Source organism: Vibrio sp. 10N.222.49.A3, assembly GCF_041475145.1.
In the GTDB taxonomy this organism is placed as follows: Bacteria; Pseudomonadota; Gammaproteobacteria; order Enterobacterales; family Vibrionaceae; genus Vibrio; species Vibrio tasmaniensis_A.
The window spans coordinates 1-19,340 of sequence record NZ_JBFRVM010000055.1 but is presented as its reverse complement, the minus strand read 5'-3'; the positions used below and the strand labels follow the sequence as shown (position 1 = coordinate 19,340).

General features: G+C 44.5%; 17 protein-coding genes. 14 read left to right on the top strand and 3 right to left on the bottom strand.

Annotated features, from left to right (window positions below; genetic code table 11):
• Positions 1–46: 46 nt before the first annotated feature.
• From AB4589_RS11260 to udp, 4 genes are all read left to right on the top strand, one after another.
• The gene (locus AB4589_RS11260) at positions 47–463 is read left to right on the top strand and encodes a CBS domain-containing protein (RefSeq protein ID WP_009847166.1); all 417 of its coding nucleotides are present in this window, start codon (positions 47–49) and stop codon (positions 461–463) included.
• Positions 464–652: 189 nt separating this feature from the next.
• Complete coding sequence (locus AB4589_RS11255; RefSeq protein ID WP_009847165.1) at positions 653–2,116, top strand: MATE family efflux transporter; 1,464 nt, start codon at positions 653–655, stop codon at positions 2,114–2,116.
• Between the two features lie 171 nt (positions 2,117–2,287).
• A complete protein-coding gene (locus AB4589_RS11250) occupies positions 2,288–4,645 on the top strand; it encodes a zinc/cadmium/mercury/lead-transporting ATPase (protein ID WP_371709120.1) in 2,358 nt (785 codons plus the stop codon).
• A 313-nt stretch (positions 4,646–4,958) separates the two neighbouring features.
• The gene (udp, locus tag AB4589_RS11245) at positions 4,959–5,717 is read left to right on the top strand and encodes a uridine phosphorylase (RefSeq protein WP_009847163.1); all 759 of its coding nucleotides are present in this window, start codon (positions 4,959–4,961) and stop codon (positions 5,715–5,717) included.
• A 346-nt stretch (positions 5,718–6,063) separates the two neighbouring features.
• Here the strand turns inward: udp and AB4589_RS11240 are convergent, their stop codons facing one another.
• Entirely contained in the window at positions 6,064–7,230 is a 1,167-nt protein-coding gene (locus AB4589_RS11240) for a DUF1887 family protein (RefSeq protein WP_009847162.1), read from the bottom strand.
• A 196-nt stretch (positions 7,231–7,426) separates the two neighbouring features.
• Complete coding sequence (locus AB4589_RS11235; protein ID WP_017096887.1) at positions 7,427–9,418, bottom strand: methyl-accepting chemotaxis protein; 1,992 nt, start codon at positions 9,416–9,418, stop codon at positions 7,427–7,429.
• 275 nt (positions 9,419–9,693) lie between these two features.
• Between AB4589_RS11235 and hinT the strand changes: the two genes are divergently transcribed.
• The 6 genes from hinT (at position 9,694) to ycfP (ending at position 14,537) form a co-directional block, all read left to right on the top strand.
• Positions 9,694–10,044: a purine nucleoside phosphoramidase gene (gene hinT, locus AB4589_RS11230; protein ID WP_012604413.1), complete on the top strand. Its 351-nt coding sequence runs from the start codon at positions 9,694–9,696 to the stop codon at positions 10,042–10,044.
• Between the two features lie 259 nt (positions 10,045–10,303).
• Entirely contained in the window at positions 10,304–11,695 is a 1,392-nt protein-coding gene (locus AB4589_RS11225) for a COG3014 family protein (protein ID WP_371709121.1), read from the top strand.
• Positions 11,695–12,078, top strand: a complete 384-nt coding sequence (locus AB4589_RS11220) for a YcfL family protein (RefSeq protein WP_009847158.1) — start codon at positions 11,695–11,697, stop codon at positions 12,076–12,078. The genes AB4589_RS11225 and AB4589_RS11220 overlap by 1 nt, the downstream gene beginning before the upstream one ends.
• Before the next feature lie 139 nt (positions 12,079–12,217).
• Positions 12,218–12,808, top strand: coding sequence for a penicillin-binding protein activator LpoB (gene lpoB, locus AB4589_RS11215; RefSeq protein ID WP_009847157.1), 591 nt, complete (start codon positions 12,218–12,220; stop codon positions 12,806–12,808).
• Between the two features lie 226 nt (positions 12,809–13,034).
• Positions 13,035–13,901, top strand: coding sequence for a phosphotransferase (locus AB4589_RS11210; RefSeq protein ID WP_017096884.1), 867 nt, complete (start codon positions 13,035–13,037; stop codon positions 13,899–13,901).
• 96 nt (positions 13,902–13,997) lie between these two features.
• On the top strand, positions 13,998–14,537 hold the full coding sequence (gene ycfP / locus AB4589_RS11205; protein ID WP_012604408.1) for an alpha/beta hydrolase YcfP: 540 nt from the start codon (positions 13,998–14,000) through the stop codon (positions 14,535–14,537).
• A 336-nt stretch (positions 14,538–14,873) separates the two neighbouring features.
• Here ycfP and AB4589_RS11200 read toward each other — a convergent pair whose 3' ends face one another.
• Entirely contained in the window at positions 14,874–15,578 is a 705-nt protein-coding gene (locus tag AB4589_RS11200; protein ID WP_132715481.1) for a S24 family peptidase, read from the bottom strand.
• A 212-nt stretch (positions 15,579–15,790) separates the two neighbouring features.
• Between AB4589_RS11200 and AB4589_RS11195 the strand changes: the two genes are divergently transcribed.
• The 4 genes from AB4589_RS11195 to AB4589_RS11180 all read left to right on the top strand — a co-directional run.
• Positions 15,791–16,018, top strand: coding sequence for a helix-turn-helix transcriptional regulator (locus AB4589_RS11195; RefSeq protein ID WP_048615410.1), 228 nt, complete (start codon positions 15,791–15,793; stop codon positions 16,016–16,018).
• A 1-nt stretch (position 16,019) separates the two neighbouring features.
• Positions 16,020–18,065, top strand: coding sequence for a transposase domain-containing protein (locus AB4589_RS11190; RefSeq protein ID WP_048615411.1), 2,046 nt, complete (start codon positions 16,020–16,022; stop codon positions 18,063–18,065).
• Complete coding sequence (locus AB4589_RS11185) at positions 18,062–18,994, top strand: AAA family ATPase (protein WP_132784989.1); 933 nt, start codon at positions 18,062–18,064, stop codon at positions 18,992–18,994. The genes AB4589_RS11190 and AB4589_RS11185 overlap by 4 nt, the downstream gene beginning before the upstream one ends.
• Positions 18,995–18,996: 2 nt before the next feature.
• Positions 18,997–19,340, top strand: a 344-nt coding sequence (locus tag AB4589_RS11180; RefSeq protein ID WP_372100461.1) for a BlaI/MecI/CopY family transcriptional regulator, incomplete at its 3' end; no start/stop codon positions are given.

Below are 19,340 nucleotides of genomic sequence, written 5' to 3'. Positions count from 1 at the left end.
ACACGATAGAAAAATCGATAACAAAACGTATTTTAGGGAGAACGCAATGCATTCTATTAAAGTGAAAGATTACATGACGCCGCAGGTTGTGACATTCACTCCTGACATGCCGTTAAGTCTCGCGTTAGACAGAGTAATGCGCAGCCATCATATGGGTGGTCCAGTCATTGATGATAATGAACAAGTGATTGGTTTCCTTTCTGAACAAGATTTACTCGAGAAGTTAGTGAAGGTGAGCTATTTCTGCCAAGACACGCATATTGTAGGTGATTGTATGTACCAAGAAGTTCTCTCGGTATCACCTGAGTTATCCATTATTGAATTGGCAGATATGATGCAAGTTGGAAAACCCAAAGCTTATCCGGTACTCGATAACAAAAAGCTAGTGGGTATGATTACTCGAACCGATGTTTTGAGAGCAATCGGCAAGAACTTAGATGAATGCTTTAAACATCAGGTATAGTTTTAAACATCATGTATAGTGGTGTGTTAAGAACGATTATTTTTCTCAATACCCTCAATTGAAAAGGCGCACTAGCGCCTTTTTTCTTTGTAGAGCTTTTCTTGGTGGATCTTTTTTGTCGATCCCCTAGTTTGTGGCTGACTAGCTTATAGAGCTTTATTTTGTGGTGTTCCAACTTTTGGAGGTTTCATGTCAAATCAAACTGCGAAGTTTGTAGAAGGTTCAACGATGCGCCACATATTGGTGATGTCGGGGGCTGGCTCTGTTGGTTTGATGGCGTTATTCGTGGTCGATTTACTCGATATGTTGTTCATCAGTATGTTGGGACAAGTCGAATTGGCCGCGGCTGTTGGTTTTGCAGGCACACTGACATTTTTCTCTACCTCCGTTTCGATCGGTACTTCTATTGCTATGGGTGCGTTGGTTTCCAAAGCTATTGGTTCAAAGAATCAAGAACACGCTCGAAACCTCGCCACGAGTATTATGCTGACCGCTTTTGTCATCAGTTTGACGATTACTGCGGTGATGTTCGCCTATATCCCAGAGCTGCTTGCTGCGATTGGTGCAAAGGGGGTGGCCGCAGAGCGGGCGCAAGCTTACCTGCAGATCTTATTGCCAAGCGGGCCATTTCTAGCGCTAGCGATGGCTGCGGGTGCAGGCTTGAGAGCCGCGGGGGATGCCAAACGTTCGATGTGGGCGACCTTGTCGGGCGGCATTGTTAACGCGATTCTCGACCCTTTGTTTATTTTTGGTTTTGGTTGGAACATCGAAGGGGCGGCTATCGCTTCTGTCTTTGCTCGTTTTTCGGTGCTCTTTTTCTCGCTTTACCCTTTGATTCGCAGTCACCAGCTGGTGGCTCCCCCTTCTCTTGTACAATGGCGCATTAATATTCGACCAATATTGGCTATTGCGCTGCCTGCTATTATCACCAATACCGCAACGCCTATCGGTAATGCGATTGTAACGACGGGGATTGCACAATACGGAGAGGATTTTGTCGCGGGCTTTGCTGTGATAGGTCGTCTGACGCCGGTTTGTTTTGCGGTTATCTTTGCTTTGTCTGGCGCTGTGGGCCCTATCATTGGGCAAAACTTTGGTGCAGAACGAATGGACAGAGTAAAAGAAACACTCAACAACTCATTGTTGGTTACTACGGCGTACACCATCGCCGTTTGTATTCTCTTATACTTTGTCCAAGACTATGTGATCCAAGGCTTTAGCCTACAAGGTGATGCAGCAATTATTGTTGCCGCATTCTGTACCTATGTAGCGTTGACCTTCACCTTCAACGGCGCACTGTTTGTTGCCAACACGTCTTTTAATAATCTAGGTAAACCGCTTTACTCGACAGCACTGAATCTGGGTAAAGCCACTCTCGGTACATTGCCGTTCGTTTACTTAGGCTCGCAATGGTATGGCGCATTGGGTGTGCTGTATGGGCAAGCCTTGGGCAATGTTTTGTTCGGAATACTCGGCACCCTAGTGCTTCGCTATCATATTGCCGAGCTTATGCAAGGTTCCCAAGTTGATCCTGTAGAAGACGATGTGTCGATAGTCAGCTTGAATACACAACCATTCTGTTCACATGATGCCGTTCTTATTGATGATGTATCGGCGAACAGAGAAGAGTGTAAAGAGCTCAAGTCGCAATAACAGCGACACTCCAATATAGATTAGTTGGTTTGTAAATTTCTTCTTGGTCTTGGACAATTTGTTCTTGACCTTGGAGTAGTCTCCAAGGTTTATACTTTTGTTGTACTTAAGGTTCTGTTGCTCATGAGTGAGCAACAACCTCAAGGCTTTTGAGTATTAAGGAGATACATTATGTGCGCAAAACACGCAGCGTGCCGCTCAACAAAAGTGGACGTTCAACCACAAGCGACTGGAGCAAGTTGCTCTAGCCCTAAAATTTCAAGCATTACCGCAGCCGGTACTTCATCTTCATGCTGCAGCTCTTCTGCTACTGCGTCTTCATCGTCAGGAGATGATTGTTGTGGTTCAGACAGTGGAGAAGAAGACAGTCAGTCCTCTACTCAAACTTTAAATGCCCAATTTTCTAAAAGTTGGTTGGTCTCAGGAATGGACTGCCCAGCTTGTGCTAAAAAAATAGAGAAAGCCGTTAGTAACATTGAAGGTGTTATTCAAGCCAAAGTTCTCTTTGCCACCGAAAAGCTAGTTGTGAAATTCGACAATGAAAGTCTTGCCGACACCATTGAACAGGTCTCTATCAAAACGGGCTTCCCTCTTTCGGAAGTTGGTTCTAAAAAAGAAAAACAGCACCCCGAGACTTTTTGGCAAGCTCATATCCAACCTAATTTACAAATTATAGCGATTGCAGCCGCAATGCTCTTCGCAGCACTGTTGAAAAGTATTTCTCCTCAACTGAGTGAAGGTTTGTTTACCGTAACCTGTTTGCTTGGTTTGTATCCAGTGGCCAAGAAAGCAGTTCAGTTGGCACGTTCAGGTACGCCGTTTGCAATCGAAACCTTAATGAGTGTTGCCGCGCTCGGTGCTTTATACCTTGGCGAAACCGCTGAAGCTGCGATGGTTCTGTTACTGTTTTTGATTGGTGAGCGTCTAGAGGCATTTGCTTCATCAAGAGCAAGAAGTGGTGTTCAAGCCTTAATGGCATTGGTGCCAGAAAATGCCACCAAGATTATCAACGGCGACCGTGTTGACGTTGCAGTAAGTGAACTTGCTCCTGGTGACGTGATTGAAGTGGCAGCGGGTTCTCGTTTACCTGCTGATGGTCAACTTATTACCGACGCTGCGAGCTTTGATGAAAGTGCGCTAACGGGTGAGTCTGTTCCTGTCGAACATATAGCAGGCAACAGCATCATGGCTGGTGCTGTGGTGGTCGATAAAGTCGTTCGTATCACCATCACGTCAAAACAGGGTGAGAATGCGATCGACCGTATTCTTCACTTGATTGAAGAAGCAGAATCTCGTAAAGCACCGCTTGAACGTTTCCTCGATAAGTTTAGCCGCTGGTACACACCACTAATGATGTTGGTGGCTCTGTTGGTCATCATCACCCCACCATTGCTGTTCGCGCAGCCTTGGGAAACTTGGGTTTACCGAGGTCTAGCTCTATTGTTGATTGCTTGTCCGTGTGCGTTGGTAATCTCGACACCTGCTGCAATTACTTCTGGTTTAGCAGCAGCGGCGAAACGTGGCGCATTAATTAAAGGCGGCGCGGCACTAGAGCAGCTAGGAAAAATTCAAACGATTGCCTTTGATAAGACAGGTACGCTGACTGAAGGCAAGCCTCAGGTTACGGATATTCAACCTCTATCAGGTTGGAAACAAGACGCTATGCTTCGTGTAGTTGGGGCGATTGAAGTTGGTTCGACTCATCCTTTGGCGCAATCGCTTGTCGCTAAAGTTAAAGAGCTGAATGTTGAGATCCCTGAGTCACACAACAAGAAAGCGCTCATTGGTAGCGGTGTTGAAGGCGATGTCGATGGTGTTAAGTATCAGGTTTTATCACCGTCTAAAGTCACGTTCGCTCTTGGACCCGATGTGGTTTCTCAGGTAGAAGCATTAGAAGGCGAGGGCAAGACGGTTGTGGTTGCTCTTGAGCTTAAAGATCTAGAAGAGTCAACAGAACAAGCTACGACTGTGATTGGTTTGATTGCGTGGCAAGATACGTTACGTAGTGACGCTAAGCTTGCGATTGAACGACTTAATGACTTGGGTATTCAATCTATCATGCTCACAGGGGACAACCCACGAAGTGCAGCAGCGATCAGCAGCAAAATTGGTATGCAATATAAAGCGAGCCTGCTTCCAAGTGACAAAGTGTCTTATGTTGAAGAGTTATCTCAACAGTCACACGTTGCTATGGTCGGTGATGGCATCAACGATGCGCCAGCAATGAAAACGGCGAATGTAGGTATTGCTATGGGTGGTGGTACTGATGTTGCGCTTGAAACGGCAGATTCAGCACTGACTCACAACCGTTTAACTGAGCTGCCCGCGATGATTGAATTGTCGCAAGCGACCATGAATAACATTCGTCAAAACGTAGCACTAGCGCTCGGTTTGAAAGGTGTGTTCTTGGTGACCAGTTTGCTTGGTATTACCGGGCTTTGGGTTGCCGTTCTTGCAGATAGTGGCGCGACAGCTCTGGTGACACTCAACGCACTGCGCCTGCTTCGATTCAAGTCTAAAGCGGATTAAGTTCAGCTCTCAGACATAGACGCTCTTAATTTTAAAAGCGTCTTATATAAGAAGCATCTCGCATAAAAGCGCCTTTAGCGGTCATACGTTAAAGGCGCTTTTTGTCTCATTAGTATGCAACGCAGCCGTTCTGATTGCTTATTTTTGTGATGCCAATCGGTTTTTCGTGAAACCTGAAATGTTGTTGCGATCATTGGTGTGATGTTCGTCACTTCATTTCATTATGAGCTTGGTTAGAGTGTGTTCGTACCCCACGAATTTACTATGAGCTTAAATAAGGGTAAAAAGCCCAATAAGCCAAAAGGAGCGAACTATGTCTCAAGCTGTTTTCCACTTAGGTGTTACTGAAGCAGATCTTAACGGTGCTACTCTTGCGATCATTCCTGGTGATCCTGCTCGTGTGCAAAAAATTGCAGAAGAGATGGAGAATCCCGTATTTCTTGCGAGTCACCGTGAATACACGCTTTACCGCGCAGAGCTAGACGGTAAGCCAGTTGTTGTATGTTCAACAGGTATCGGCGGCCCATCTACTTCTATCGCAGTTGAAGAGCTTGCTCAGCTTGGCGTTCGTACTTTCCTACGTGTTGGGACGACTGGTGCGATCCAACCTCACGTAAACGTGGGTGACATGATTGTTTCTACGGGTTCTGTTCGTCTAGACGGCGCTAGCCTACACTTCGCTCCTATGGAGTTTCCAGCAGTTGCTGACTTCGAAGTTGCTACAGCAATGAAAGCAGCAGTTGAAGAATCAGGCGCAGCAGTTCACATGGGCGTAACCGCTTCAAGTGATACTTTCTACCCAGGTCAAGAGCGTTACGACACGTTCTCTGGTCGCGTGGTTAAGCGTTTCCAAGGTTCTATGCAAGAATGGCAAGACATGGGTGTTCTTAACTTCGAAATGGAATCTGCAACGCTACTAACAATGTGTGCAAGTTCTGGTTTGAAAGCAGGTTGTGTTGCTGGTGTGATCATCAACCGTACTCAAAAAGAGATACCTGATCACGAGACACTAAAAGTAACGGAAGCGCGCTCAATCAAAGTGGTTGTAGAAGCTGCTCGTAAAATGCTTTAAGTCGGTAACAGTACTTTTAGTTTTCAAGTGCTTTAAGTCTTAAAATGACTTCAAATTTTGAAAATGGCCACATCGAATGATGTGGCCATTTTTTTGGGTGTTTACAAGTCCTTTGAGCTTTTTACCTTGCGAGCTTTAGACTTTGTAAACGTAGACCTTGTGAGCTCTAAACCTTGTGAACATCTAGATGCTGTAAAGTTTAGACCTTGTCAATACGGGCGGGGTAGTGGATATAAGTCATTTACTACGATTGGCATAATAGTTACGGGTACAAAAAAGGCGAGTGACTTAAGTGGTCATTCGCCTTTTTGTTTTTTGAGAATTCGATATGTTCGAGTTTCTTAAATTAGCACTCTAAATCTTCATCACCACCGGCAGCGGTAAACCATGCCGCGAGATGTGTTTTAAGATCTTTTAATTCGTCAGGGCCAATCAATGCTAGGCCAAGATCTTCTGCTCGTGTGATGTCATTATGACGAAGAGGGCGGAAGCTCACCAACATTGCACGGGCCTGTAGGCCACCTAGCAGGTCTCTGAGCGATTCCAGCTTGTACAAGGTATCATCGCCATCATCTCGCATACCTTTGGTCTTACACTCGATGATGTGCAGCTTATTGTTCACTACAGAAGCAACATCAAGCTCATTACGAACTTCGCGCTCACCGAGTTGACGATAAACCTGAACATTCAAAGAGCGATCTTGAATGGTCGGCATGTCATCTTGGATCTGCTTAACGGTGCTATGAACCAATGTTTCAAGCCATTCGCCGTTTGAGAAGCGTCGCGCGTCTTCATTGGCAAACGTCAAAATACCATTGTCATAAGTGGCAATCTTAGCTTCAACCAAATCGCTCAACAGCATGTTCAGCTCGCGATAACCTTGTTGCTTCTCAGACAAGCCCACATCAAGCCTCTGTTCTTTACGGCAGGTTGTTGCAAGGTAGTTCAATGTAGCAAGACCTGGGCCTAATTCTAATGCGTTACTTGCCCAACGCTCACCCAGTTCATACAGTTTTTGGTCAAGTTGCGGAGACAGTTGTACATCGCTGAATTCACCACGAGCACCGAATACCGTTAAGTAGTCATCGATAGTGATGCGGTCTTGAACTTGTGCGTCTTCTTTCCCATTCGGGTAAAGCCAGCACAGCTTGTCACTGTTTGGTTCAACAACAAAGATTGGCCAGTGGTAAGTACGAAATACTTCGTAGACAGACAGTAGGCGGTGACGAAGGCCACAACTTGCGTTGAGCTTCACTTCTTGTCCCCGAGCTTTTAAGTCTTCAGCAAGGTTTTGGATCGATTCTTTAATTGCAGAGGTGTTTACGATAGTTGGAATCTCGAAAAATTCACTCGTAATATCACGCTTCTGCAAAACGCTGTCTAAGCGTTGATAGATACTGATTTGATTTTTGTCACCGATGAACACGATGTGAGTGCTGATCGTTCGGTTGTCGAGTAGTGGGGTGATCAACCGAATGGGGTCTTGATCGATAATGCCAACATGAACAGCCATATAAATTCCTTAATAGCGGCTCGCTCATAAAGGTGAAAGAAAAACGGGAAGCAGCAAGCCTTTATAATCATATAATGACAAAGCTCATAAAAAACAAGGGCAACCCTTGATAAAAGTTGCCCTTGTTCAATTAGTTATCACTATTGGGTGAGATATCCCAACATTTCAGGTGAATATCTATTGGTTCTTCGTTTATTTATAGCTTGAATTGATGAACTAAATCACCTTGCTGGTTTGCCAGAATTGTTAGGTTTTGGCTTGCCTCTGCAATTGATGACATCGCTTGATAACTCTTATCAGCAATCTGGTTGATGTCTTCAATGTTACGCGCGATATCACCCGAAGTTTCACTCTGCTCAGCCGCGGCTTGAGAAATGTGCGTACTCATTCGACTGATTTCTAGAATCAATGCCTGAATTTCTTCCATAGCACTATTAGCACTTGAAGCTTGTTCAACCGACATATCCATATCGCTCATGCAGCTTTCAATCACATTGCTTGCTGTTTTAGAACTTGATTGTAGGTTACTGATCATGGTCTCAATTTCAGACGTCGATTGAGTTGTCTTTTGTGCCAGTACTCGGACTTCATCTGCAACTACAGCAAATCCACGGCCTTGTTCACCTGCGCGCGCGGCTTCGATTGCTGCGTTGAGTGCAAGTAGGTTGGTTTGATCTGCAATACCACGAATAACATCGAGGATAGAGCCAATCTGGCTACTCATTTGTTGTAGCTCGCCTACAGCACCCACGGATTCAGTCAGGCGCACCTCAAGTTGATTAATGGTACTGATGTTGGTGTTCATGACCTGACGACCTGATTCAGAAGCCGATTCTACTTGTTGAACCATAGTTAACGAGCTTTGCGCGCTGTTTGCTACTTCTTGTACAGAGTGAGACATTTGTGTCATTGCCGTTGCGACGGTTGCTGTTTGTTCACGCTGGCTGTTCAATTGAGCCTGTGTCTCAGAAGAGGTTTTTTGGTTTACGCTTGCAGTATTGGTTAGGTCATCTGAAGCGTCATTCAGTTTCACCAGAATATTGTGCAGGTTGTCGGCTAAGGTATTGATGTGACGGCTTACTCGGCTGAATTCGTTGTCGTATCGAATATCGATACGCTGAGTCATATCTCCTTCAGTCAGGCCTTCTAATGTACCTAGGATACGCGTTAGTGGCTCTCTTACACTATGTGCAATGTGGTAACCAATTGCTGCAGCGAATACGGTGACAACAATGCCAATTGCAATCGCTTTGAATAGACCGTTGTCGTAGATGCTGCTCGCATCTGCTAATGATGAGTTGAGTTGCTCTTCCGCTGTGACGTTGAAAGAATCCAGTACCGCCATTGCTTGGTCGACTTCAACGGCTAGATTAGCAATGTTGATGTACAAGGCTTCTTTCGCTTTCAGATAGTTATTATGTTTATCTAAAACACCGCCTTTTTGTCCCACGTCTTTGGTGAAGTTTTTAACCGATTCATCGAAAACATTTTTTATCGCAGGCAATTGTGTCGCTAAACCACGGTACGCGTAGTTTAGGTGGGTAACGGCCTTTTTGTTTTGGTTGACGGCTTTTTGTACGAAGGCAACATCAGAACTTGCTAGTGCATCAGAGGTAATCACCTCGGCGTCTTGTAGTTTAATAAAGTAGCTCTTTGCCATCACTTTTACAGAGATGCTTTTTTGGTCGGCAACGTACTCTTTCATGCCAACGGTCAATTCTGAATGTAAGCGTTGGAAATCACGTGATGCTTTTTGTACTTGCTCTTGCGCCTCAAACATAGCGATATAATTGTTCATCGCTTCATCTGCTTCGGTGAAGTAACGTTCTTCCATCGCTCTTAATTGCGTGATGCGCTCAGTGAGCGAGGTATTGTCTTGGCTTGCTGTTTCTAGGCTACCTAGAACTTCAGAAAAAGCGTTTTGTGATGCAGCAAACTCTGTACGCATTGCAGACATACGCTCAGAATTTTGTGTGGTTAAGAAGTCTTTAAATGACTTGTCAGCGGAAAGTAATTGGACACTTGTTTGGTTTGAAAGCGCAACCAGCGGCAATGAGACTTTTGAGACGCTCTCAAAATTGCTATGTATCTGATTCATGCTGCTCATCATGATGGTTATCGTGACTGCGAACATGATGATGATCAGTGCGAAACCAGCGTACATACGCTTGATCACAGATCCCTTCATGACTTTCTCCCTAAATAAATGTGGACCTAATACCAGGTCAAAACAAAACTAACAAAATTATCAGGATTCTATTGAGCTCGGCTTACGCATTTTATGACGCACACGTCAAAAATAGCCCTTTGTCCTAGCCAATATGCTGTTCTTGAGAGGTAAGGCGTGTTTTTTTTGATTTGAACGGTGTTTTTTATTATGCTTTAAAGCAGGTTTATTGTGGTTTGATGCGGCATAGCGCATACTCAAAGCATTAAAAAATAAATGTTTTATCGGAGAGACACATGGCTGAAGAAACCATTTTTAGTAAGATCATCAATAAAGAAATCCCAGCAGATCTACTATACCAAGACGATTTAGTAACCGCATTTCGCGATATTAACCCTCGTGCTCCTAGTCATATTCTAATTATTCCTAACAAGCTGATTCCAACAACGAATGATGTTGAAACGGAAGATGAAGCAATGATGGGACGTATGTTTACTGTTGCTCGTAAGTTAGCAAAAGAAGAAGGCATTGCAGAAGATGGCTATCGTCTTATTGTGAACTGCAATTCTCACGGTGGCCAAGAGGTTTACCATATTCACATGCATTTGGTTGGTGGCCGCCCGCTTGGCCCGCTTTTAATGAGTTAATTAAAAGGCTAATAAGCTAACGAAACAGTTAATGGTCTCGTTAATACAAGTTAATGGTTAATTAACATAAACAGCGAGTTGGAAAATTTGTTGTTTGTATGCCAACTTTTAGTTTTATCTGTTGTCTGAATATCGGCTTCGCTCAGGCAGAGCTAATTAAGCAAGGGATTACCTTGCTTAAGATCCTTTTTACAACGTGTTTCGTTTTGATAATGAGACCTAACAAAGTTGGCATTTTAAACATGCACGGAGACGATAAGTGAAGCACCAGTTTAGATTCGCTTCCATTGCCCTGTTATCGGCGTTGACAGCGGGTTGTGCGAATATGTCGGCAGGGAGCCTGTTCAGTCATTACAGCGCGCAAAACAAAGAAATTTACCAAGCAGTCAAGTCTGGGGATTATTCAACGGCTCAACAAGAGTTACCAGATTACGTAGCAGGTGACATTCTTGATAACTTTGAAAAAGGTAGAATTAATCTACTTGATCAAAAATATCCTGAGAGTAAGTCGTCGCTCGAACTGGCCGATCAGGCAGTAAAAGATCAGCAAAGTAAAGCGGTGATCTCTGTATCAGACAGTGCAACCAGTGTCGGCGCGTTGGCTGTGAATGACAATATTACCGAGTATGTGCCAGCCGATTATGAGTTGGGCTTTCTGCATTTATATCTTGGTTTGAATTATTTAAAGAAAAATGACTTAGAAGGTGCGGTGATCGAAATGCGTCGCGCTAACCAAGTTCAGGAACAAGCCAAGAAACAACGTGAAGCTGAATTAGAAAGTGCTGCTAGCGACGCAAAATCTCAAGGGTTGTCTGCCAACGTGGGTAGTATTCTTGCGAATTATCCTGATGCGGGTAAAAAGCTGCAATCTGTGCAAAATGCGTATCTGATGTTTTTGTCTGGCCTGCTTTACGAAGCATCTAACGATCTGAACAGCGCTTATGTGGACTATCGACGTGCTTTGGCCATCATGCCTGAGAACCAAGAAATCATCGATAGAACCATGGCAACAGCTGCTCGCTTAGGCATGCGACAAGATTTAGCAACACTGAAAAAGCGCTACAAACAGTCATCTAAGTTAGGGGCAAGCGAAGGGCGATTAATTGTGCTTCAAGAACAAAGTGCAGTTCAAGCGATGGACAGTTGGCGATTAGATTTGCCTATTTATGACAGTCGCGATCAGGGCGCAATATATTCTCTGGCGCTGCCATATTACCCGCGCCAAAACGTAGAACGTTTTTCTGCGCTACGAATCAGTGGGCAACCGTTGTCTGAGCATTTGATTACGGATGTGAATGCGATGGCGCAGAATGATTTATCTGAACGTATGACGAGCATTGTTATTCGCCAAGCGTTACGTGTGGTCGCGAAAGATCGCATCCGTAAAGAAGCAACTCAAGGTAACGATGTCGGTAACATTTTGTTCAATGTCTGGAATGCATTCACGGAACAACCAGACACTCGAAGCTGGCAATCTTTGCCTGCGGAAATAAAGACCAGCACGTTTGTAGCAAACAGTGGTCAATATACGTTAGAAGCGGGCGCTAAAACGTATGACTTTGATATTCGAGAAGGGCAGACCACTTTGGTGTGGATTTCTCGACAAGGAAACAATGCAACAATGTGGCATAAACAGCTAGGGAGGCTGTAATGAAAAAGTGGTTAGTGAGCTTAGCAGCGGTTATGGCTCTGGCTGGTTGTGCTGATAATACAGCTGGCGTAAGGGTAGATAGTCAAACTCAGAACGTTTTCTTTGGTGATAAGGTATTGGGTAGCCGCTTACAGGTTGAAGATATCCGAACTGACCTCGTCGACGGTCATACGCGAGGAATCGTGCGTTTAAACAGTAACTATAAAGGCGATCAACATATCCTTTATCGCTTTTACTGGTACGACGATGCTGGTCTTGAGGTCAACCTAAAGCAAGGCCCTTGGAAGCAAGCAATTGTTCGTGGCTTTGAAAGTATTTCGTTGTCGGAAGTGTCGGTAAATCCGAAAGCGACTCAGTTCAGAGTTCAGTTCAGAGAGCAGTAAACTTTCGTTTGGAACCGCTCATATTTAGAGTGGTTCCAAGCTTTATAGCAAAGACGAGATAGAACGGGTCTAAGGATTCGAAAATACAAAAATTTAAGAGAGTGGGTAACCCCGCTTAGTGATTAGTTAAGGAAACAAAATGAAAAAGAGTGTCATTGCGCTACTAGGTTTAGCGGTTATTTTAGGCGGTTGTTCAAACAAGGTAAGCTACGGTGATGCACAATCAGTAGAAACCACGACAATCGATTTCGGTTCAACTGACCTTCAAACGATTGCGGGCGAAATGGTCGATAGCATGATGGCGTCTGGTTCTGTGTCTTATATTACTCGTGAGCAACGTCCAATCGTGTTCGTAGAGCGAATCAAGAACAAAACAAGTGAGCACATCGATACTGAGTCAATCACTGATACCATCAGTACTAAAATGCTGAACTCTGGTAAGTTCCGTTTCGTTGATATGGACCGTGTAGAGTCTGTTCGTGAACAGTTGAATTTCCAAAATAACGATGAGCTTGTAAATCAAAGCTCAGCAATCCAATTTGGTAAAATGGTTGGTGCTCAGTACATGTTGTACGGCAACCTATCAAGCATCGTTAAGAAAGCGGGCAGTGACGAAGACGTATACTACAAAATGACCATGCGCCTAATGGATCTTGAGTCTGGCTTGATTGAATGGGCTGACGAGACTGAAATCCGTAAGCAACAATCTAAGAGCTTGCTGGGCTTTTAATTAAGTTTACTTGGCTTCTAATTAGCTTACTGAGTTTTTAATTTAGCTTATTGAGCTTCTTAAATGGTTTAGTGTGCTATTAACTTGGCTTAGTCATGCCTCAACGCAGTACATGTTATTTGCTGTGATTGGTATTAATGAAGAGGCACTGGCTTTTGGTCAGTGCCTTTTTTGTAGGGAAATTAAGACGTTTATAGGGCAGTTAAGACGTTTATAGGGAGTAAATATGGCGATTTTTTCTTGGTCTGAAGCAAAGCTTCTTGATACCAGTTTGAGTTCTCTTGATGGCTACTTTTCTGAGCCTCCAATCAGAGCACAGACACTGACAGGTGGGTTGACTAATCGATGTTGGAAATTGGTTTTAGCCGATGGCACCGCGTATGTTTGGCGTCCAATTACCCCCATCACCAAAGCGTTCTTCATCTCTCGCCATGAAGAGTATCAAGTACTGTCTGCTATTGAGCGTCTAGATATCGGACCAAGTCCGATAGTGGTCAATGAGCAAGGCTTACTGGTTGAATGGATCGCGGGTGAGACGTTGTACGAAGGACTCGAGCAGGATGATTTACTGAAGACGCTGATCTCAGTGCATTTGGTTAATACTGCGCGACTGCCGCTCCAACCGTTCAGCTATACGGCTCGAGTTGACCACTACTGGCTTCAGCTTGATGCGGTTCATAAGACTGAAACCTGCACCAAGATTTATCAAGAGTGGCGCGTGGCTCCAAGTATCCCAAGTGTAGGCCTGTCTTTGTGTCATTTTGATCTCGGTGGCTATAACCTTGTGAAGAATCAAGATGGGATTAAGATCATTGACTGGGAATACGCAGCGCTAGCAGACCCAAGGCTTGATCTTACGCTGACTATTGCTGTTGCCCGATTACCAGTTACAGAAGCTGTTAATAAGTACTGTCAGCTAAGAGGTATCCATGATCCCCAATCTTGGCTTGACGGAGTAGAAGCCTGGTTACCAAGAAGCCAAATGATGGCAATGCTGTGGTATTTACTTGCTCATCAGCTATGGGGCGATGACAGTTATCTGCGTGAAGCAGAGGCTCTTAGTCACACTTTATGTAGCTATGATCACGTTTAGGAAGTGAAAAATATAATTTCAGAGGTCTTCCCTTTAAAACCTTGTTTTTCGTGTTAGATTGATCAAAACGTACCAATATTCAATGGGGGAGGTACAATGATTATCTATCTACACGGCTTCGACTCAACAAGCCCGGGCAATCACGAAAAAATACTGCAGTTGCAATTCATTGATGATGACGTTCGTTTCATCAACTACAGTACTTTGCATCCAAAACACGATATGCAGCATTTGCTAAAAGAAGTGCATAAAGTGATAGAGCAATCCGATGATCCACATCCAATCATTTGTGGTGTAGGTTTGGGTGGTTTTTGGTCTGAGCGTATTGGTTTCTTATGTGGGATTAAGCAGGTGGTGTTCAACCCTAATCTGCACCCTGAGAACAACATGGTAGGTCGAATTGATCGCCCAGAAGAGTACGAAGACATCGCGACTAAGTGTGTCGCTCAGTATCGTATGAAGAACAAAGGACGCTGTTTAGTGGTGCTTTCTCGTGAAGATGAAATTCACGACAATACGAAAACAGCTTCTGCTCTAGAAGATTACTACGAAGTTGTCTGGGACGAAAAAGAGAGTCATAAGTTCAAAAAGATCTCTCAACACTTACAGGCAATGAAGGCGTTTAAAAACGCTTAAGGATTACCGTCATTTTATAAAACAGCACTCAATTGAGTGCTGCTTTTTTATCCAAATTAGCAAGCGATGCCCGAAGGGTTCGAGCTGAGCGCTCCCGTAAAAAGCGTTTTACTTTTTGTTGAGGGAGATTTGCTTAGAATGACTAGGCTACTGAGAGAGAGAATTAAAAGTTAATACAAAAGAGAAAGTGAGTTATACGCTGGTAACGCATTGAAAATAAGAAAGAAAAGATGAGTTTTAGCTCTAAAGTGAATTATTGAAGATTTTAGGACTTTAATGAAGAGCTCATGGTTAAGAGTTAAAACAGATGATATTGTGCGTAAAATGATCTTTTCGTTATGCTTTCTTTGCTCTCTGTAACACTCTTACCATACGACCAAGTAATTGGAACCGGCCTTCAAACTCTTCTCCAATAAAAAATGGCTTATATGCAGTATTGTCACTTGTTACATGGTAGCCACCGCTAGCAAAATCATACTGAACACGCTTTACCAACACTTCATCATCGATTCTAAACACACACACGCCATCACGGGCCTGTTTAGGATCTTTTACCACTTCTACCAGCATTAGATCTTCATCCATCAATGTTGGCTCCATGGAGTCCCCACGTACAGGAACAATAGTTAATTCCTTCCCGTTCAGTCCTTGGCGGATAAGCCATTCCTTTGAAAACTCAAATCTGGCTACAGGGTTTTCTGAAACAACTAGACAGCCAGCCCCAGCACTAGCTTGAAAGTTATATTGAACTACCTCAACAACGTTGTCTTTTCTAACGGGAACTTCTACAAATTGTGCTGATGAGTCTTTACCAGTAGCAAGCCAATCAATGGTCACGTCTTCTGCGTTAGCTATTTTTAATAGCATAGATAGTTTCGGATCGCTTCTTCGATGTAATAGCGTCACTAAAGTGCTATGCGGCACATCCCAATCCTGTGCGCATTCTCGACCAACCCTACCATTCATCAGGCTTTCAATACGGTTATGTACACTTTCTAATGTACTGTCATCTAAAGAAAGTAATTTTTCATTATTACGCATAGTCTTTCTTTTAACTCAACTTATTGATTTATATGGAATAATAACTAGCCAAACCAAAGTGCGAACAAAATACGAAAAGAAAGTTCAACTTTGCGCTTGATTTGTTCAATAATGTGATCAAAACTTAACTAACTTGATTAAGTTTGCAAACTAATTAGCGATAGTTAGTTTAGCGACTAATTAGCATATCAGTTTTTAGTTAGGGGATCATTATGTCTATTGAAAGAAAAGACATGCACAGAATCGATATAGTTGCAGCATTACATAAGAAAGGACTAACGCTAAAAGGCTTGTCTATAAAGGCAGGTCTTGCTGCTACAACGTTGTCTAACACCTTATCTCGTCCATGGCCTAAAGGTGAACGAATTATTGCTGACGCCTTAAACAAACACCCTAAAGAGATTTGGCCTAGTCGATACAGACAAAACAAGGCGGTGTGAGATGTGGGTTGATGTATCGCAATTATTGAATAGACCAGGCATGGCAGGCACACCTCAAGGTGTGAGATACAAGCTAAACCAACTAGGTGTTGTTCGAAAGCGTAAACGCCAAGGCTCTAAAGCCTTTGAGTACCATCTCGATTGCTTACCAGAAGAAACTCGTTTGCACCTCTTGCGTGACGTAGCTAAGCAGCAAACTCTACAAGCTGAAGACAGCCGCCATGTTCGTCAAGTTGTAACTCCTGATTCCGATGAACTATGGCTTGAGTACGAAGAAGCTACCGAAAGCAAGAAAGCTTCAACCAAGCAGCGCTATGAATTGTGTATGCGAGTTAAAGCGTATGTTGAATCAGGTATTAGCATGCGTAAATCAATGAAGCGCGTGGCGGAAGAGTCTGGAAGAACCTATTCCAAAATTGTGAGCTGGTTTTACAACATCCCAGGATTGCAAACCAACAAGATCCCTGTGGAAGATTGGTTGCCGGCACTTCTTGATAGAATTGGCTCTCACGGTAAACGTACCGCCCCCTTATCACAGGAAGCTTGGTCCATGTTTCAGGCCGATTATTTGCGACCTGAACAGCCCACCATAACCGAATGTTATAACCGCATGGGTATAGCCGCTAAGCGTAAAGATTGGAGTGTGCCCTGCCTCTCCACAATCCGAGAGCGCGTGAATACCGATATTCCTTATGAGCTTCAAGTGTATTGCCGAGGTGGTTTATTTGCAGCCAAGCAAACATTAGTCCCTGCGCAGCGTCGCACACGGGTCGGTATGCATGCTATGCAGCGCGTATCGGGTGATGGTCATGAGTTTCGTCTTCGCTGTCACCTGGAAGATGGCACGGTGCTTCGTCCTACCGTTTGGGTGTTCCAAGATGTCTATAGCTCCATGATTGTGGGCTACGCCATCGATATTACAGAGAACACTGAGATGTTAGGCATTGCTCTTTTCAACATGGTTTCAAAGTTTGGTATCCCTGAAATGTTCGACCTTGACCGAGGCTCCGTGGCGTTAAGTGAAGCAATGACAGGGCGAACCTCACGCCCTAAAGCAACGGGCAAAGGCAAGTTAGAGCATAAGAAGTTTGATAACGCTGAGATTGAAGGCGCGATTACGGCTCTAGGCTCAAAAGTAAACTGGACTCGCGTTGAAGATGACAACGTAGGCCGTAAAGGTAACGCGCGAGCTAAACCTGTTGAGCGTTTGTTCCATTCTAAAGGTGGTATCGGTCAGTTTGAGCGCCATCCAGCTTTTGCAGGAGCCTACGCAGGTGAATCAGCCACCAGCAAACCCGCGAACTACGGTGAAGCCACAGTACCTGTTGAGTTAGTGGTTGAGCTATTTGCCGAGTGGGTGACCGATTGGAATAGCCTGGAAGGCCGTCGTAGTGAAATGGCACGCGGCATTCACAGCTATAAGCAAGTGTTTGAGCAAAGTTACACCCAAATACAAGTACGTAAACCCACCGCAACACAGTTGCGCCTGTGTCTGCACCGGACACGAAAAAGTGTGAAGGTTCATGGTGGCGGCCTCGTTGAATTAAACGCAGGGCGTTACAGCAAGCATTTATCGAATCGTTACCGCAGCCCACTGTTGTTCGAATACATCGGTCAAAGTGTTCATCTTCGCTTCAACCCTTATGACTTAACAGGCTGTGTGTATGCCTACAGTGAGCGTGGGGAGTTCATCGGTGAGGTTCCATTGTTTGCTGATGCGGCTTATGACGATTTAGGCGCGGCACGCCGTCAGAGTCTACACCAAAGTGAAGATATTAATCGAGCCGCGTGGTTAAAGGAGCAAATGGTCGGATTAACTAACGACGACCTTGCCCAGTTAACGCGCAGCAATGAGAAGCCCGAGCCATTGGGCGGTATGGTGCCGAGCCTTACTGAAATGACACCCGAGTTAGCAAGAGCGCCAGAGCAGCATCAAATGAACCCGAGTGAGTTTGAAGGCTTACTTGAGAAGAAAGCGGTGGGTGCGGATTTTGAACCCACTATGGATTTAGACGCATTAATGCAGCAGTACGGGAAAGCAAAATGAACCACATTATTCAACAAGTCCTTGCCGTGAAAGTCAGTGAAAATCTCAGTAATCGTAAGATTGCCAAAGAGTCTGATATTGGCGAAGGCATTTTAAGTAAGTTACTTAATAACAAACCTTATACAGGCGACACCGAAACCCAACTTCATAAACTTGAAACCTGGTTGAATACACGGTGTACCCAAGTTGAAGAGTTCGCCGATACGTCACTTCAAGAGCCTGAGTTTTTGATGTTGCCAACGTCGGAAACCATTTGGAAGTTGATGGACTTGGCTCGCACGATGCGCCGCTGGTCGATGGTGTATGAAGGCTCAGGTATTGGCAAAACAGTCACAGCAGAAGAGTATCAACGCAAACATAATAATGTCTGGATTGTGACCGCTTCGAACCTGTGTAAATCAGCGCGAGCCATTCTCTCAGAGCTTTGTGAGCGCATGAATATCAAAGCGTCCAACATGACAGTCTACCGCATGCAAAAAGCAATAGCGCAAGAGTTAGATGGCTCAAACGGACTCATCATCATCGATGAAGCGCAATACCTTTCAGATGATGTATTGAATGGCTTGCGTATCTTAGCTGAACGTAAGTGTGGCGTGTTTCTTCTTGGTAATGATGTCGTGCGTACTCGTATGAGCGCAGCCCGCTCTCAAGTCAACATGAACCCAATTTGGAGCCGAATGATACGTCCAACCTGCATCAAAGTGACGTCAAACGGTGACATCAAAAGCTACATGCAGGCTTGGGGTATTCAAGACCAAGAGTTGTTTAAAGCGGCCTACGCCATTGTGCCGAAAACCACAGGGCAACTCAGAACACTCGCAGACATGATTATGTTAGCCAGTTCGTCAGCATCCCGAAACCATGAGCCGCTGACACCGAAGCACTTGGCCGCTGCTCACCACTACTTAAAAGAAAGCATAGGAGTGTAACCATGACACTGTTCCCCAACACCACCGAGACCGTAATGGCCTTGTTGACTAAGCACCAGCCCTGCACGTGTAAGGTTCTTTGGCAACAACAAGTTGGACGTGACCGCCTTGCGCTCACCACCATTAAGAACCTGTTGATGCGTTTAAAAGCACATGGCGCAGTTACGGTTGGTGGGCAAGAAGGGAATGCATACCTCTATCAACTGACAGGGACCTCACCTTACTCCCCATGTCTTACTTGCCGAGGGAAGACTCTGAAATGGCACTTACACAATGGTCATTGTAAGCATTGCAGGCCCAAAAGAGGTAAAGGCAACAACCCCCAGCTGGATGCAGAGTTTCAATT

Coding starts and splice junctions, on each gene's coding strand:
- AB4589_RS11260 (WP_009847166.1), top strand. CDS start 47: ATGCATTCTATTAAAGTGAAAGATTACATGACGCCGCAGGTTGTGACA.
- AB4589_RS11255 (WP_009847165.1), top strand. CDS start 653: ATGTCAAATCAAACTGCGAAGTTTGTAGAAGGTTCAACGATGCGCCAC.
- AB4589_RS11250 (WP_371709120.1), top strand. CDS start 2,288: ATGTGCGCAAAACACGCAGCGTGCCGCTCAACAAAAGTGGACGTTCAA.
- udp (WP_009847163.1), top strand. CDS start 4,959: ATGTCTCAAGCTGTTTTCCACTTAGGTGTTACTGAAGCAGATCTTAAC.
- AB4589_RS11240 (WP_009847162.1), bottom strand. CDS start 7,230: ATGGCTGTTCATGTTGGCATTATCGATCAAGACCCCATTCGGTTGATC.
- AB4589_RS11235 (WP_017096887.1), bottom strand. CDS start 9,418: ATGAAGGGATCTGTGATCAAGCGTATGTACGCTGGTTTCGCACTGATC.
- hinT (WP_012604413.1), top strand. CDS start 9,694: ATGGCTGAAGAAACCATTTTTAGTAAGATCATCAATAAAGAAATCCCA.
- AB4589_RS11220 (WP_009847158.1), top strand. CDS start 11,695: ATGAAAAAGTGGTTAGTGAGCTTAGCAGCGGTTATGGCTCTGGCTGGT.
- lpoB (WP_009847157.1), top strand. CDS start 12,218: ATGAAAAAGAGTGTCATTGCGCTACTAGGTTTAGCGGTTATTTTAGGC.
- AB4589_RS11210 (WP_017096884.1), top strand. CDS start 13,035: ATGGCGATTTTTTCTTGGTCTGAAGCAAAGCTTCTTGATACCAGTTTG.
- ycfP (WP_012604408.1), top strand. CDS start 13,998: ATGATTATCTATCTACACGGCTTCGACTCAACAAGCCCGGGCAATCAC.
- AB4589_RS11200 (WP_132715481.1), bottom strand. CDS start 15,578: ATGCGTAATAATGAAAAATTACTTTCTTTAGATGACAGTACATTAGAA.
- AB4589_RS11195 (WP_048615410.1), top strand. CDS start 15,791: ATGTCTATTGAAAGAAAAGACATGCACAGAATCGATATAGTTGCAGCA.
- AB4589_RS11190 (WP_048615411.1), top strand. CDS start 16,020: ATGTGGGTTGATGTATCGCAATTATTGAATAGACCAGGCATGGCAGGC.
- AB4589_RS11185 (WP_132784989.1), top strand. CDS start 18,062: ATGAACCACATTATTCAACAAGTCCTTGCCGTGAAAGTCAGTGAAAAT.